At 56.3% G+C, this 13994-nt stretch carries 16 protein-coding genes, 1 tRNA gene and 1 pseudogene; 13 read left to right on the top strand and 5 right to left on the bottom strand.

Annotated elements, in window-relative coordinates; all coding sequences use genetic code 11:
- Nucleotides 1-88: 88 nt before the first annotated feature.
- From rplM to DWB63_RS09890, 3 genes are all read left to right on the top strand, one after another.
- Nucleotides 89-517: a 50S ribosomal protein L13 gene (rplM, locus tag DWB63_RS09900; protein WP_128328674.1), complete on the top strand. Its 429-nt coding sequence runs from the start codon at nt 89-91 to the stop codon at nt 515-517.
- A 9-nt stretch (nt 518-526) separates the two neighbouring features.
- Entirely contained in the window at nt 527-919 is a 393-nt protein-coding gene (rpsI, locus tag DWB63_RS09895; protein WP_206613152.1) for a 30S ribosomal protein S9, read from the top strand.
- A gap of 180 nt (nt 920-1099) precedes the next feature.
- Nucleotides 1100-2362: a radical SAM protein gene (locus DWB63_RS09890; RefSeq protein ID WP_128328672.1), complete on the top strand. Its 1263-nt coding sequence runs from the start codon at nt 1100-1102 to the stop codon at nt 2360-2362.
- Nucleotides 2363-2459: 97 nt separating this feature from the next.
- On the opposite strand, the gene purM is transcribed toward DWB63_RS09890, so the two are convergent.
- Entirely contained in the window at nt 2460-3521 is a 1062-nt protein-coding gene (gene purM / locus DWB63_RS09885) for a phosphoribosylformylglycinamidine cyclo-ligase (RefSeq protein WP_128328671.1), read from the bottom strand.
- A gap of 155 nt (nt 3522-3676) precedes the next feature.
- On the opposite strand from purM, the gene DWB63_RS09880 reads away from it, so the two are divergent.
- The 4 genes from DWB63_RS09880 (at nt 3677) to DWB63_RS09865 (ending at nt 6946) form a co-directional block, all read left to right on the top strand.
- Complete coding sequence (locus tag DWB63_RS09880) at nt 3677-3967, top strand: hypothetical protein (protein WP_128328670.1); 291 nt, start codon at nt 3677-3679, stop codon at nt 3965-3967.
- A gap of 700 nt (nt 3968-4667) precedes the next feature.
- The gene (locus DWB63_RS09875) at nt 4668-5441 is read left to right on the top strand and encodes a DUF4198 domain-containing protein (RefSeq protein WP_128328669.1); all 774 of its coding nucleotides are present in this window, start codon (nt 4668-4670) and stop codon (nt 5439-5441) included.
- 336 nt (nt 5442-5777) lie between these two features.
- Nucleotides 5778-6797 (top strand): AmmeMemoRadiSam system radical SAM enzyme, encoded by a 1020-nt coding sequence (gene amrS, locus DWB63_RS09870; RefSeq protein WP_128328668.1) that lies wholly within the window; start codon nt 5778-5780, stop codon nt 6795-6797.
- Nucleotides 6798-6869: 72 nt separating this feature from the next.
- Nucleotides 6870-6946: transfer RNA gene (locus tag DWB63_RS09865), tRNA-Pro, on the top strand.
- Between the two features lie 77 nt (nt 6947-7023).
- Here DWB63_RS09865 and DWB63_RS09860 read toward each other — a convergent pair.
- The gene (locus DWB63_RS09860) at nt 7024-7485 is read right to left on the bottom strand and encodes a hemerythrin family protein (protein WP_164879840.1); all 462 of its coding nucleotides are present in this window, start codon (nt 7483-7485) and stop codon (nt 7024-7026) included.
- A gap of 175 nt (nt 7486-7660) precedes the next feature.
- On the opposite strand from DWB63_RS09860, the gene DWB63_RS09855 reads away from it, so the two are divergent.
- From DWB63_RS09855 to DWB63_RS09830, 6 genes are all read left to right on the top strand, one after another.
- On the top strand, nt 7661-8110 hold the full coding sequence (locus DWB63_RS09855; RefSeq protein WP_128328666.1) for a DUF1499 domain-containing protein: 450 nt from the start codon (nt 7661-7663) through the stop codon (nt 8108-8110).
- A gap of 97 nt (nt 8111-8207) precedes the next feature.
- Entirely contained in the window at nt 8208-8621 is a 414-nt protein-coding gene (locus DWB63_RS09850) for a bacteriohemerythrin (protein ID WP_128328665.1), read from the top strand.
- A 341-nt stretch (nt 8622-8962) separates the two neighbouring features.
- Nucleotides 8963-9685 carry a thioredoxin-dependent peroxiredoxin gene (gene prxU / locus DWB63_RS09845; protein ID WP_128328664.1) on the top strand — a complete coding sequence of 241 codons (723 nt, stop codon included), beginning with the start codon at nt 8963-8965 and terminating at the stop codon, nt 9683-9685.
- 81 nt (nt 9686-9766) lie between these two features.
- The gene (locus DWB63_RS09840; protein ID WP_128328663.1) at nt 9767-10108 is read left to right on the top strand and encodes a cytoplasmic protein; all 342 of its coding nucleotides are present in this window, start codon (nt 9767-9769) and stop codon (nt 10106-10108) included.
- A 312-nt stretch (nt 10109-10420) separates the two neighbouring features.
- The gene (locus tag DWB63_RS09835; RefSeq protein WP_128328662.1) at nt 10421-11905 is read left to right on the top strand and encodes a sodium-dependent transporter; all 1485 of its coding nucleotides are present in this window, start codon (nt 10421-10423) and stop codon (nt 11903-11905) included.
- Between the two features lie 10 nt (nt 11906-11915).
- The gene (locus tag DWB63_RS09830) at nt 11916-12017 is read left to right on the top strand and encodes a MetS family NSS transporter small subunit (RefSeq protein ID WP_128328661.1); all 102 of its coding nucleotides are present in this window, start codon (nt 11916-11918) and stop codon (nt 12015-12017) included.
- Between the two features lie 146 nt (nt 12018-12163).
- Here DWB63_RS09830 and DWB63_RS09825 read toward each other — a convergent pair whose 3' ends face one another.
- From DWB63_RS09825 to DWB63_RS09815, 3 genes and pseudogenes are all read right to left on the bottom strand, one after another.
- Nucleotides 12164-12688: a YeeE/YedE thiosulfate transporter family protein gene (locus DWB63_RS09825; RefSeq protein WP_128328660.1), complete on the bottom strand. Its 525-nt coding sequence runs from the start codon at nt 12686-12688 to the stop codon at nt 12164-12166.
- Between the two features lies 1 nt (nt 12689).
- Nucleotides 12690-13217 (bottom strand): annotated as a pseudogene (locus tag DWB63_RS09820) (YeeE/YedE thiosulfate transporter family protein); the annotation flags it as partial.
- Nucleotides 13218-13295: 78 nt separating this feature from the next.
- The gene (locus DWB63_RS09815) at nt 13296-13937 is read right to left on the bottom strand and encodes a hemolysin III family protein (RefSeq protein ID WP_128328658.1); all 642 of its coding nucleotides are present in this window, start codon (nt 13935-13937) and stop codon (nt 13296-13298) included.
- Between the last annotated feature and the right edge of the window lie 57 nt (nt 13938-13994).

The following is a 13994-nucleotide window of genomic DNA, read 5'->3' as shown; positions in this document are numbered from 1 at the left end:
GACCTCAACATATGTAGATGAAATGGGTTGACAGCCGGGCGAGATGCCCGTAAATGTCCCCTTCTCAGATTTTGCAAGGAGCATTTTTATGAATACATATAGCCCGAAGCCGGAAGACGCCAGCCGCGAATGGTTTGTCGTCGACGCCACGGACAAGATCCTGGGCCGTCTGGCCACCGAGATCACCACTCGTCTGCGCGGCAAGCACAAGCCTGAATTCGCCCCCCATATGGACATGGGCGACTTCATCATTGTCATCAATGCCGACAAGATCAAGGTGACCGGCCAGAAGCTCGACAAGAAGATGTACTACAAGCACACCAACCATCCCGGCGGTTTGAAGGAAAAGACCCTTCGCCAGATGTTGGAGATCAAGCCTGAGAACGTCATTACCGCCGCCGTCAAAGGCATGCTGCCCAAAAACCGCCTGGCCGCCCAGCAGCTCAAGAAGCTGAAGGTCTACGCCGGTTCCGAGCATCCGCACGCCGCCCAGGCACCCAAAACTCTGGAATTCTAATCGGGGATTATCATGAGCGATTTCACTTACAGCACTGGTAAAAGAAAGAACGCCATCTCCCGTACCCGCCTCTACGCAGGTACCGGGCAGATCACCGTTAACGGTCGTCCCTTCGAGGACTACTTCCCCCGCAAGACCCTGCAGATGGTCGTGCAGCAGCCCCTGAAGCTGGTCAAGATGCTCGATCGTTTCGACATCAAGGCCACCTGCTCCGGCGGCGGCGTATCCGGCCAGGCCGAAGCACTGCGCCACGGCATTTCCCGCGCCCTGTGCGTGATCGATCCGGACCTTCGCGCCATCCTGAAGCCCGCCGGTCTCATGACCCGCGATGCTCGTAAAAAGGAACGCAAAAAGTACGGTCTCCGCGGCGCCCGCGCATCCTTCCAGTTCTCCAAGCGTTAAGCCGAGAATCGGAACACAGACGACACAGGTCGGTACTCGAAAGAGTGCCGACCTTTCCGCGTTTGGATGTGCTTACACGTCGAAAAATGGCTGCCGAAAAGGTCTTTGGCCGAGTCGGCGCGGTTATTCATGAATCAATTCTTGCCCAATGGGCGGTTTTACCATTAGGATGCCCCCACTATGCCATCAAAGAAGAAACCGCAGCCGCGTATGCTGTTCGCCAGCCCTGACGGCGAAATATTCGACCATCCCGAGTACTTGCTCATGATCCGCAGGGGTGAGGAATTCAGCCTGCCCAGGCCGGACGAAATCATGCCCCTGCCCGCCGAATCCGAGTTTTTCATGCTACCCGGCCGTCACGCCATGGGCTACAGCCAGGAAAGCGGCCAGGTGGAGGTCATGGAGGAACTGGCCGTGGCGGCCTTTGCCTGTCCTGGAAATACGGTCACCGGCATCGCCGCCTACGAATCCGACGAGGACGCACCGATCCTGCCCCTGCTCTCCTACGCCGCCATCGGCTATGAGAACGGCAAGTTCTGGGTCTGCGCCAAAAAGGTGGACGAGGACAAGCGGCAGGTATTCGACCACATCCCGCCCGACCGCATCGAGGCAGGTGCGCACCAGCTCATTTCCGAAATGCCGGGCAACCGGCTGATCAGCCATTTGGCAGGGTGCGCCCTGACCAACGGTTGCCCGGCGGCCAAGAATCTCGCCCTGGGCCGATTCGAGTGCCCCCTGCCCACCTCCCAGGCATGCAACGCCGAATGCGTGGGCTGCATCTCGCACCAACCCGAGGACTCGGGCTTCCCGTCCCCGCAATGCCGCATAGCGTTCAGGCCAACGGCCAAGGAGATCGTGGAGGTCATGCGCCGCCACGAGTCGCGGGAACGCCGTCCCATCTTCTCCTTTGGTCAGGGGTGCGAAGGCGAGCCGCTGCTTGAGGCAGAGCTGATCTGCGACGCCATCAAGGAATACCGCTCCACGGGCGGCACGGGCACGGTCAACGTCAACACCAACGGGTCCAGACACCAGGCCATCCCAGCGCTCAAGATCGCCGGAGTCAATTCCATCCGGGTCAGCCTGAACTCGGCCCGCAAAGGCCCCTATGAGGCGTACTACCGCCCCAAAAACTATTCCTTTGACGATGTCCGAGAAACCATCGCCAAGGCGCATGACGTGGGCATGCACGTCTCCCTGAACCTACTCTATTTCCCCGGCATCACGGACACGGAAGAGGAGTTCGACGCCCTGGTGGAACTGGGCGAATCCTGCCGCTACGATTTCGTCCAGCTCAGGAACCTCAACCTCGACCCCGAGCTGTACCTGAAACTGATGGCCCCCTTCGGCCATTCCCCGAGCATGGGCTTCATGAACTTCAAGAAAAGACTCAAGAAGGCCCTACCCTGGATCGAGTACGGCTACTTCAACCCGTATCTGGGGTAGCCAAACCCAAACAAAGTTCAAACCCTCGCGTACTACCTGTATGCGAGGGTTTGAACTTTTTGAAGCAACGCCGCAGATCGCGGTTTTCAACTGCCTGCTAGGGAAAGATCACTTCCACCTGCTCGGTGGTGCCGTTGCGCTTGACGATCTCGCCTATGCGGTAGGCGTCCACATCGTCCCGGGCGTCCAGCAGTTCCAGGGCGGCGTCCGCGTTGGCCGGGTCCACGATGAGGATGTACCCGATGCCGCAGTTGAATATCTGGAGCATCTCCGGCCAGGACAGGTCGCCCTGGCTCTTGACCCAATCGAAAACGGGCAGCATGGCCCAGGAACCGAACTGGATGCTGGCGGCCACCTCTTCGGGCAGGACGCGGGGCACGTTGTCGTAGAAACCGCCGCCCGTGACATGGACCATGCCCTTGACCTCCATGGCTTCCAGGACTTCCAGAACCGGCTTGACGTAAATCTTGGTCGGTTCGATCAGGACCTCGGCCACGGTCTTGTCCGTGCCTGGGAAAATATCGTCGTTTTTCAGGCCGGACTCGGCCAGAATCTTGCGGATGAGCGACCAGCCGTTGGAGTGTGCGCCCGAGGAGCCAAGCCCGATGAGCACATCGCCGGGGGTGACGGTCTTGCCCGTGACCACCTTGGGGGAATCAACCATGCCCACGGCAAATCCTGACAAGTCGTATTCGCCGTCGGGATAGAAGCCCGGCATCTCGGCGGTCTCGCCGCCCAGAAGCGCGCACATGGACTGGCGGCACCCTTCGCACACACCGGAAACGACCGTCTCGGCCACACCGGAATCAAGCTTGCCAGTGGCGAAGTAGTCGAGAAAAAACAAGGGCTTTGCGCCCTGAACAAGAACATCATTGACGGACATGGCCACCAGATCGATGCCCACGGTGTCGTGACGGTCGAACATGAAGGCCAGCTTGAGCTTGGTTCCTACCCCGTCGGTCCCGGCCACGAGCATGGGCGCTTCCATGCCGCCGATCTCGGGCTTGAAAAGGCCCCCGAAACCGCCGATGTCCGTTGCCACGCCGGGCGTGAACGTGGATTTGACCATGTCCTTGATGCGGCTGACAAACCGGTTGCCTGCCTCGATGTCCACACCGGCAGCCGTGTAAGCCTGGGATCGTTTGGCGCTGTCGCTCATATAAATCTCCTCAGAGTTCGCTTTGGTCGCTTATAGATGGTTGCCGACCCAAGTTCAAGCAACAATATGGGCGGCCCGCCATTTGCATTGCCAAGGGCATATTTGGTGCGTATATATTGTAAACACAGATTTACCATTTTGCCATGGAGGAAACCATGCGCCATTTCAATGCCTTAGCCGCCTTAGCCCTGGCCGTTGCTCTTTTGACGCCTTTCCCTGGCCAGGCACAAAACAAATTCAAGAATGAAGATACGGCCAAGAACCGGCAGGAGAACACTTTCGGCACCATGCCCGCCGAGGACGAGGCGCCGGCCACCCAATTCGGCACCAATGAAGCCGGGGACTCAACCATTATCTCCCGACAGCCAAAGAAGGAAGAAGTGGACTGGTACGACAAGGTAATCATCGCCGTTGACCCGGAAGTAACATGGTCCAAGGATGAATGACCTTTCAGTCTACCCCGAAAAATAACCCCACCCTTGTAACCAACTCCTTCAACTGAGCAAATTCCCTGCGGTTATTAGTCAGCGAACGCCGCGCGCATTCCAGCGACAAAAGCATGGGGCCGCCTGATTGGGATTTTTTTCCACACCTACCGCCTGACCGGGTTCCAACACATTTCTTTTTTTTGATATGATTGCGAATCGCAGCAAACAACTGCGAATGGTTTATTCAGAATCGCTTGGACCATAACACCGCATGTCCTTGGCAGGCCAAACAAACTGCACCGTTCCACTGGATGCCCACCCTGAATGCTGGGGCCACCAATATAATCACCTGCCCCCCCCAACAACATTCTTCGGCCTCAGATTCACCGGAACTATCCCTTGACTGGCACATTCTCCTGTCGTGGTTTATCGAATCCGACGCAATCCATACCACGGCTATTTTGATGAAGACGACAACCGGGTCAGAGGCATCATGTACTTATGAACCAGCCACAGAACGCTCGAAAACACATTGCGTTTTTTATCAAGACAGCTTGCTGGTGTTGCCATGCTGACACCCCAAAGGAAAGAAAACGGAGGTAGACCCATCACGTTTGCATCGAAATACGACTCCCTGTTGACTTTGATAATGAAAATCTATATCAACCCATAAAAACAATGCAATCAGCATGTAACATGTCAAAAGGAGAACCACATTATGATCCCTGTTCGCTTATTTCTCGCATCTCTGCTCTGCCTGACACTCGGTGTATCCAATGCCTTTGCCCATGACCTCTGGTTGAACACCACAGCTGTTGATTCAAAAACAGTACGAGTAGAAATCGGCTACGGGCATGACTTTCCAAACCCCGAACCCATCTCTGAAAAGCGGCTGGGACTTTTCACCACCCCAAAACTCATTACCCCGCAAGGTGAAGTGGCTTTGAAGCAATCCGGTGAAAACTATTCATACACCGCTGATTTTGCGCTACAGTCGGGCAGTTATCTTGCGGTGGGAAACTACAAGCCCACGTTTTGGACCAATGGTCACGGCGGCTGGGAAATGAACAACAGGACGCAAAGGCCGGATGCCAAGTATTGCGAGCTTGTCTCGATGCACACCAAAAACATATGGAGTGTTGGCGGCGACACAAGCACCGAACTTATTTCAAAGCCCGTCAACGCAAAGATGGAATTCATCCCGCTGGTGCATCCGTCCACGGTAAAGCCTGGCCAGAAATTTCCTGTCAAGATCCTCGTCAACGGAAAGCCCGCATCGACCGTGGAAGTCAAGGCAACCTTTGCCGGTTTTTCTGACGAAGATTGTTACGCATTCACCGGACGCACCAACCTTGAGGGGGTAATCAACATAATCCCGCTGAAAGCCGGACACTGGTTTGCCATCACGAAACACACGGAAAATCACAATGATCTCAAAGTCTGCGACGAAACCATCTACGTCAGCACGCTGACCTTCCAAATCAACGAATAATCCCCTAGCGAGAGCGCCCCTCTCAGGCTGTATGGCCTTCATGGCCATGCAGCCTTTTTCACGCCCTTGCAGCCATCAGGCTACCACTGCCGTTTCCAGTGCACATCGGTTCAAAGGGCATCCTTTCCTGATTCAAATACGCCCTGCTTCACCGGACAACACCGCCCTAAAGCGAGATGCACATCCTCGGCAGGGGGAAAAATATTCTCTTGCCATGCTTTACCCGCTTGTTGGTCCGGTTGTGGCTCCAATAGGGTATTCGCAATTAATTCTTGAACTGCCTTGATGACAAATTGCGCCCCCTTCTGACATACTGATATCAGGAGGACCTGTCCCATGATTGAAGCAAGACTCTGGAAACCGCTCAAGAACGGCATGGTCCAATGCCGCTTGTGCAACCATTTCTGCACCATCAAGCCGGGTGTGCGCGGCACCTGCGGTGTGCGTGAGAACCGGGAAGGCACCTTGTACTCCCTCAATTACGGCCAGATCGCCGCCCTGAACCTCGACCCGGTGGAAAAAAAACCGCTCTACCACTTCCAGCCCGGCACCAAGACGTTTTCCTTTGCCACCATGGGCTGCAACCTGAGCTGCACCTTCTGCCAGAACTGGACACTTTCACAGCCGCCGCGCACCAACGGGCATATCCAGGGCCAGAAAGCCACGCCAGAGGAGCTGGTGACCGAAGCCCTCAGACTCAAGGCCGCTTCCATATCCTACACCTACTCGGAACCGACCATATTTTTCGAGCTGATGCAGGACACGGCCCGGCTGGCACATGACAAGGGCCTGAAGAACATCATGGTTTCCAACGGCTACATGAGCCGGGAATGCCTTGAAGAACTCGCCCCCCTCATCGACGCCATCAACGTGGACCTGAAATGCTTTACCGAAGACTTCTACCAAGACGTCTCCGGGGCACGGCTCAAGCCGGTACTGGACAACCTCAAACAGATAAAACATGACCTCAAGTGGTGGCTGGAGGTGACCACCCTGCTCATCCCCGGCAAGAACGACTCGCCAGAGGAACTGAGCCAACTCACGGATTTCCTGGTCAACGAGATCGGCGCGGACACGCCATGGCATATCTCCCGCTTCCACCCTGACTACAACATGAACGACGCGCCTCCCACCTCCGGGGACTCCCTGGAAACGGCCTATGCCGTGGGAAAAGCCAAGGGGCTGAAATACGTCTACATCGGGAACATGCCCGGCATGGACCGACAGACCACGGTATGCCCCGACTGTGGCCGGGAACTCATCACCCGATCCGGGTTCGCCCTGCGCAGTTCCGGAATCACCAACGGAAAGTGCGACACATGCGGCGCCACCATTCACGGCGTGGACATGTGCTGATCCACTTGCCAAGAGGATTGTTTTTGAGTAGGTATGCGAACCCTTGCGGCACGGTTGCGGCAAGAAAACTGACGGGGCGTGGCGCAGTCTGGTAGCGCGCCTGCTTTGGGAGCAGGATGCCGGGAGTTCAAATCTCTTCGCCCCGACCAGAAGAACATAAGCAGACCAAGCGAGCCGCTTGATCTGCTTTTTTCTTTGTACCCCTATCCCTTGCAATGGATCGAGACTACCGGGGAATCAGGTCTTGTGGTTTCTTTTCTTTAATATGCACCGCATACAAAGCATCCTGTTCCTGAATATGGGTGGACCACCACTCAACCACGAACTCACTGACTTCCTTTAAAAAAGTCTTGAGCAATTTGCCGCCTTCCGCATTCTGATCCAGATTCTCCAGCAGCGCTTTGAAACCCTTTTCGTAGACTATCATCTTCTCAAGATAATTATTGTGACATCCTGTGTGCTTAAGATACTTAGGAAATCCATGCCTCAGCATGATTTCTTCTTCTGTCCGAAAATGAAGAAAAGCATATGCCCTCAACATCCCCAGCGCCTTGATGGTGCTGACTATGGATTCCTTTTTGCGTGTGGCGGTTTCAGCGAGTTGAGCCACTTCCCCGCAAAGGGCAAAAAAATGCTTATGCTGATCGTCTATTTCATCAAGTTGCAGCAGGTATTCAGTCTTCCACAAATTTATCAAAACGCTTCCTCCTTTTGACCCATACCGCACAATAGACTGTTTCCCTGTACTTAGTCCATACCGGTGAAGCAATCATGATCACCCGAGGAACCTGGGACTCAGCCCGAAACCATTCAAACTTGGAATCCCTTGCCCTTGGATGCGGTTCTGCAATACCTTGCCGGATATGAAATATATCCTCATCGGCGTTGCATTGTCCGTGATCGGCCTGCTCGGCCTGTCCCGGCTCTCAAACAGGCTCCCGAACGGGCTGGGGGTCAGCAGCGGACAATTGGCGCAATGCCCCAGCAGCAAGAACTGCGTTTCCTCCCAGTCTTCGGACCGGGAGAAGCGAGTCGCCCCCATCAAGGCTTCCGGCCCGTCCGATATTGTCATGGCCGACCTCATTCACGCCATAGAATCCATGAAGGGAGGCCGGATAACGGCCCTGGACGGCCGCTACCTGCGAGCCGAGTTCACCAGTCGCGTATGGAGGTTTGTCGACGACCTCGAATGCTACCATGACGTGGAACACGGCATCATACATGTCCGGTCCGCATCGCGGGTCGGCTATTCGGATTTCGGGACCAACCGCAAACGCGTGGAGGAACTGCGGGCAAACATGACCGCCGAATGATCTTCGGCTGTACCCCATTCAGATTGGTCGCAGATTACCTTGCCCTCCTTTTGCGTCTACCCTTTCCCGATGATGCAAACTGGTATATATACCCAATATGGACCAGATTATATGGGTAGACAAAGATTCTGTCGGGATTCCATCCATCGACACCCAGCACAAGCAGCTTGTGGCCATAACCAACACGCTGTTTATGGCCATCATGCATGACACGAGCGAGGATGTCCTGAAAGATACTTTGGATGCGTTAGCCTACTATGCCAACTACCACTTCGCCTATGAAGAAAAGCTCCTCGCGGAACACGGATACCCAGAGGATAAACTCGCGTCCCACATCGCCGAACACCGGGAATTGACACGCCAGGTGCACACTTTTATTCAGGAAGCCAAGAACGATCCGGGGACACTGGACATCAAGGTTTTCGGTTTCCTCAGGGACTGGATGAGCTGTCACTTGAGTGAGACGGACAGCCAGTACAGCGCCTTTCTCCTGAAAAAGGGTGTTCGGTAGATTCCCGATGTTTGCCCCTTGAACTGCGGCAATCAAACCCATGAAAAAGTCGTTTTCGAACGGCTTTTTCATGGAGTTGCAAACGGACTCCAGAAGTGCGTGCTCGGGAATTGAAAGACGACAAGGCGTACCGCCTCTCCAACCCTCCTTCCCCTCAATTCAAGATTCCGGCTCTCTGTGCGCCCTTTGCTCTTTTAGCGGCAAGGAAGCGGTGTCCGCGCCTGGACAATGAAACAATTCAACATATGTTCAAAAAAGACTTGCAAAATAGGAATAGGAACTACTATAGACAAAGCTGATGAGTCAAACACCATATTGACCATGAAATCAATGGAGATCCCATGCCTGAAATGCAAGACACCACATGTGTACGCCCTGTCGCCAAGGTGGAAAGCGTCAGCGAGGCCACCGAAGCAACCCCACCGGCAAACGGCAAGCCGCAAGGAGGCACCATGATACGAGTCGGTCAAAAAGCCCCGGACTTTACAGCTGCCGCCTATCTCGACGGCGGATTCGGCACCGTGACCCTTTCCGAATACCTCGGCAAATGGGTCGTGTTGTGTTTCTATCCCGGTGATTTCACTTTTGTTTGAGCAACCGAGATTTCTGCGGTCGCAGAAAAGAATGAAGAATTCGAAAAGCTCGACGTTCAGGTCCTGTCCATGTCAACGGATTCCATGTTCGTGCACAAGATGTGGGACGAACACGAAATTTCGAAAATGGTCACCAATGGAAAGATTCCCTTCCCCATGCTGTCCGATGGCGGCGGCACTGTCGGCTCCCTCTACGGCGTTTACGATGCAGCCGCAGGTGTCGATGTGCGGGGCCGCTTTCTGATCGACCCGGCTGGCATTGTCCAGGGATTCGAGGTGCTGGCCCCGCCCGTGGGTCGCAGCGTCTCCGAGACCCTGCGCCAGATTCAGGCCTTTCAGCTCGTTCACGCATCCAAGGGCACCAAGGCCACGCCTTCGGGCTGGGCCCCCGGCAAGATCGTGCTCAATCCGGGACCGGCCCTGGTGGGCAGGGTCTGGAAGGAATGGAAGGTCGAAATGGCTTTTGACTAAATACTATGCTGACGCCATCAAGGCTCTCTGGTAAATACCAGAGAGCCTTTTACCGTTCATACACAAACCTTGCGAGGAATCATGTACTGTCTCTACGCTTTCAATGGTGAAATGATGTGTTTCGTCCATGTCCTGCTCAATGCCCTGGACATGAAGGACAAGGGGACCAAGGCGATCATCGTTTTTGAAGGCGCTTCGGTCAAGCTCATCCCGGAACTGGAAAACAGGGACACCCCCTTCAGCAATCTCTACTTCAAAGCCAAGGACGCCGGGTTGATAGACGGAGCGTGCAAGGCCTGCTCCGCCAAAATGGGCGTACTCGACGCAGTCAGGGAAGCGGGCATCCCGCTGCTGGACGACATGTCCGGCCACCCGTCCATGTCCAGCTACATGGTCCGGGGATACACCGTCCTGACCTTCTAGCCCACCTGGCTCCAAGGCCCGCTCGCAGGCTCCGCCTTGAATCGATCATCGTTCGGCATCATCACAATGTCGACGATGATCGTTCCGACTTTTGCCAAATTCCACGAAGTAGACAAGCCGCTCATTTTCACTTACACAAATCCACGTTAAAGAAAATAATCGTTGACGGACTTGAGAAAAGGGACATCCGCCTGGAGAGTCCCGTTCTCTTTTTTCCGCTTCAGGGCCCGACGGCAAAAGCCGTTGACGAGCCCGTTTCAACCCCGCCAAGACATGCGGGAATGACGTTTTAAACCACACAGGTGAATCATTATGGCTCAACGAGAACAATGGGGCTCCCGCGCAGGCTTTGTACTGGCGGCTGTCGGCTCCGCCATCGGACTGGGGAACATCTGGCGTTTCCCTTACATGGCCTATGAAAACGGCGGCGGCGCCTTTCTCATCCCCTACATCTTCGCCCTGCTCACCGCAGGCATTCCTTTCATGATCCTGGAATTCGGCCTGGGCCACAAGTTCCGCGGCTCTGCCCCCAAGGTCTTCCGCGCCCTGGGCGCAAAATGGGAATGGATCGGCTGGATGCAGGTTCTGGTGGCCCTGATCATTTCCATATACTACGTCGCGGTCATCGGCTGGACCATCAACTACACCGGATTTGCCCTCGACCAGTCGTGGGGAGCCGATCCCAAGGCGTTCTTCTTCGGTGACTACCTCGGCCTGACCAAATCGCCGCTCGAACTGGGCGGCATCCGCTGGCCCATCCTGGCCGCCTGCACCCTGGCCTGGGCCATCACCTGGCTGGCCATCACCTCGGGCGTGCGCAAGGGCATTGAGCGGGCCTGCAAGATTCTCATCCCGCTGCTGTTCCTGCTCGTGCTGGTGCTCATCGTCCGGGTGGTCAACCTGCCCGGCGCCATGGACGGCCTGAACTACCTGTTCAGCCCCGACTTCAGCAAGCTCGCCGACTTCTCTGTCTGGGCAGACGCCTACGGTCAGATATTCTTCTCCCTGTCCATCGGGTTCTCCATCATGCTGGCCTATTCCAGCTACCTTCCCAAGGACTCGGACATCAACAACAACGCTGCCATCACCGTGTTCATCAACTGCGGCTTTTCCATGCTGGCCGGCGTGATGATCTTCTCCGTGCTGGGCAACATGGCCCACGCCACAGGACAGGCGGTCTCCGACGTGGCCGGAGCAGGCGTGGGACTGGCCTTCATAACCATTCCGGCGGCCATCAACACCATGCCCGCCCCGGTGTTCGTGGGTACGCTCTTCTTCCTCTGCCTGACCATGGCGGGCGTCAGTTCCCACATCTCCATCGTGGAAGCGGTCTGCGCCTCGTTCATCGACAAGTTCGGCATGAGCCGCAAGCGGACCGCCACCCTGATCTGCGGCTTCGGCTTTGCCATGACCGTGATCTTCACCACCGGCGGAGGACTGCTCATCCTGGACATCGTCGACCACTTCATCAACAACATGTGCATCCTCGGACTGGCCCTGGCAGAAATATTCCTCATGAGCTACATCGTGGGCCTGGACAACCTGAACGCCCATGTCAACGCCATCTCCGACTTCAAGGTAGGCACCGCCTGGAAGCTCTGCCTCAAGCTGGTGACCGTGGCCGTGCTCGGCTACACCTTCATCATGAACGTGGTCACCGACCTGGGAACTCCCTACGGCGGCTATTCCACGCAGGATCTCGTCGCTCTGGGCTGGTCTCTCCTGCCCGTGGCCTTTGTCATATCCATAGCCCTGAACAAACGGCAGCCCGCATACGGCTTTGTCCGAAAAGACTAGGAGCAACACCATGTCCACATCCGCAATCATCATGATGTGTGTCGGCCTCGGCGTGACCTGGGGCGGCGCAGTCTTCTGCATCCGCCTGGCCATGAAGAAACAGGGCCGGTAATCCGTACCTCCACGAACCCAAAAGGGGCGGCATCGATCGATGCCGCCCCTTTGCTGTTGCAGGTGAGCCGTTGCCGCCATCCCTGGGTATCATCCAGGACGGCACCGACACTCCGAAGAGAATTCAATCAGGTATTACAGAGCCGCCTACAAGCCCTTTCGCTCAAGGAATCGAAAGAGCAACACCGCTCCCGCAACCAGCACGAACACCGGAATCCAGTGGTTGACGCCCAGCAGCGACGCCCAGGTCAGCTTGCCGTAACTGCCCCAGGACAATACGGACGATTTCAGGGCGGGATAGGCCTCGGCGTACAGGGCTGCACCGCACCAGCCTCCGAGGATGCCCCACAACCCATCGTAGCGCCCCTCGCCAAAAGCCCCCCAGGCAGTGCCGGGGCAATACCCGAGCATGGCCCAGCCGACCCCGAAGAGCAATCCCCCCAGCGCCTGAGCGCCGATGGAGGTGGCCTTGATCGAGAAGGAGGTCATGCCGAGATCAACAAAAAGATGCAGCAGGATTGCAGCGACGACAATGGCCGAGAACATGAACTTGACGATGGTCATGTCCCGGAGCAGGAGTGCGCCGATCTGTTTGTCGAAACGGAGCACGCGGGCGCGTTGCAGCAACACGCCGAAAAGAACGCCGGTAAAGAGTCCGAACATGAGAGTCATACTACTTCCCTCCATACAGCATACGGGCCATGACCATGCCTCCGACAAAGAAGGAGACCATGGCCAGAGTGCCGCTCACCGTCAGTTGAGCCATGCCCGAAAGCCCGTGGCCGCTGGGGCAGCCACCCGCCATGCGCGCTCCGAACAAGGCGATGGCCCCGCCGCTGAAGGCATAGACAAAACGCTTGCCGGGACCCGCGCCATAGTGTGCCTTCCAGACGTCGGGAACTGACGTCCAGGCATAGGAGCCATTGAAATTGGAACTCAGATAGGAGCCGAAAAAGATGCCCAGAACGAACATCCACTGCCAGTCTATCCCGCTGTCCTCGCTGAAATATTTCATAAAGTACTCGGTTGCTCCCACATGCCCGGAGCTGATGCCCATTTCGACCAATCCCACTGAGCGGACATAGGAAGTGGACGCACCGAAGTACATATCGACCACCAGCACCGACAACGCCAGAAGCACACCGGTCAGCGCCCCGGCCAGATACGGATTCATGCCTTTGTCATGTTGTTCCATTTGAACCTCCTTTTTTTCGGATTCCGAGACGGATCATACATCTATTGGGGAAAAAGAAAAGGAGGAGACTGAGGCGAGAACGGATCAGACGTAGCAGTACATGACCACGAAGTGGCAGGCGCTGCCGCCAATGACGAAGAGGTGGAAAATCTCGTGGAAGCCCAGGCGATGGGGAAAGGGATCGGGCCACTTCAGGGCGTAGACCACCGCCCCGACAGTATAGGCCAAACCGCCTGCGACAAGCCAGGACAGGGCGGCTCCGGGAAGGGCCAGGTAGAGTGGATAAATGCCGATCATCACCAGCCAGCCCATGGCCAGGTAGATGCCCGTGGAGAGCCAGCGGGGGGCCGTCATCCAAAAGACCTTCATGACGATGCCCGACAGGGCCAGTCCCCAGACAACGCCGAAGAGCGACCAGCCCCAAGGCCCGCGCAGCGAGATCAGGCAGATGGGCGTATAGGTGGCCGCAATATAGAAGAAAATCATGGAGTGATCCACCCGGCGCAGAATGCGTATCCACTCCTCGGAGACCGGCAGCCAGTGGTAAAGGGTACTCGCCGTGAACAGCAGGATCATGCCCCCGCCAAAGATGGAGAAGGCCACGATATGCCACGGCATGGCCGGGCCGACCGAACGAAGGATGAGCATCACGGTGCCGAACACGGCCAGGACTGCGGCGATGCAATGGGTCAGTCCGCTGACGGGATCACGAAGGGACATGGTCACGATGGCTCCCTGTTAGAGTGTGCCATGCCCACTGTCGCACACTTGCCTGATGCAAAC

It is taken from the genome of Pseudodesulfovibrio sp. S3 (assembly GCF_004025585.1).
In the GTDB taxonomy this organism is placed as follows: Bacteria; Desulfobacterota; Desulfovibrionia; order Desulfovibrionales; family Desulfovibrionaceae; genus Pseudodesulfovibrio.
The sequence above is the reverse complement of the archived record's forward strand: the minus strand, read 5'-3'. Positions and strand labels throughout refer to the sequence as shown.

Bases quoted from the DNA above. Each gene is read 5' to 3' on its own strand.
- rplM (WP_128328674.1), top strand. From the start codon at position 89: ATGAATACATATAGCCCGAAGCCGGAAGACGCCAGCCGCGAATGGTTT.
- DWB63_RS09890 (WP_128328672.1), top strand. From the start codon at position 1,100: ATGCCATCAAAGAAGAAACCGCAGCCGCGTATGCTGTTCGCCAGCCCT.
- purM (WP_128328671.1), bottom strand. From the start codon at position 3,521: ATGAGCGACAGCGCCAAACGATCCCAGGCTTACACGGCTGCCGGTGTG.
- DWB63_RS09880 (WP_128328670.1), top strand. From the start codon at position 3,677: ATGCGCCATTTCAATGCCTTAGCCGCCTTAGCCCTGGCCGTTGCTCTT.
- DWB63_RS09875 (WP_128328669.1), top strand. From the start codon at position 4,668: ATGATCCCTGTTCGCTTATTTCTCGCATCTCTGCTCTGCCTGACACTC.
- amrS (WP_128328668.1), top strand. From the start codon at position 5,778: ATGATTGAAGCAAGACTCTGGAAACCGCTCAAGAACGGCATGGTCCAA.
- DWB63_RS09855 (WP_128328666.1), top strand. From the start codon at position 7,661: ATGAAATATATCCTCATCGGCGTTGCATTGTCCGTGATCGGCCTGCTC.
- DWB63_RS09850 (WP_128328665.1), top strand. From the start codon at position 8,208: ATGGACCAGATTATATGGGTAGACAAAGATTCTGTCGGGATTCCATCC.
- DWB63_RS09840 (WP_128328663.1), top strand. From the start codon at position 9,767: ATGTACTGTCTCTACGCTTTCAATGGTGAAATGATGTGTTTCGTCCAT.
- DWB63_RS09835 (WP_128328662.1), top strand. From the start codon at position 10,421: ATGGCTCAACGAGAACAATGGGGCTCCCGCGCAGGCTTTGTACTGGCG.
- DWB63_RS09830 (WP_128328661.1), top strand. From the start codon at position 11,916: ATGTCCACATCCGCAATCATCATGATGTGTGTCGGCCTCGGCGTGACC.
- DWB63_RS09825 (WP_128328660.1), bottom strand. From the start codon at position 12,688: ATGACTCTCATGTTCGGACTCTTTACCGGCGTTCTTTTCGGCGTGTTG.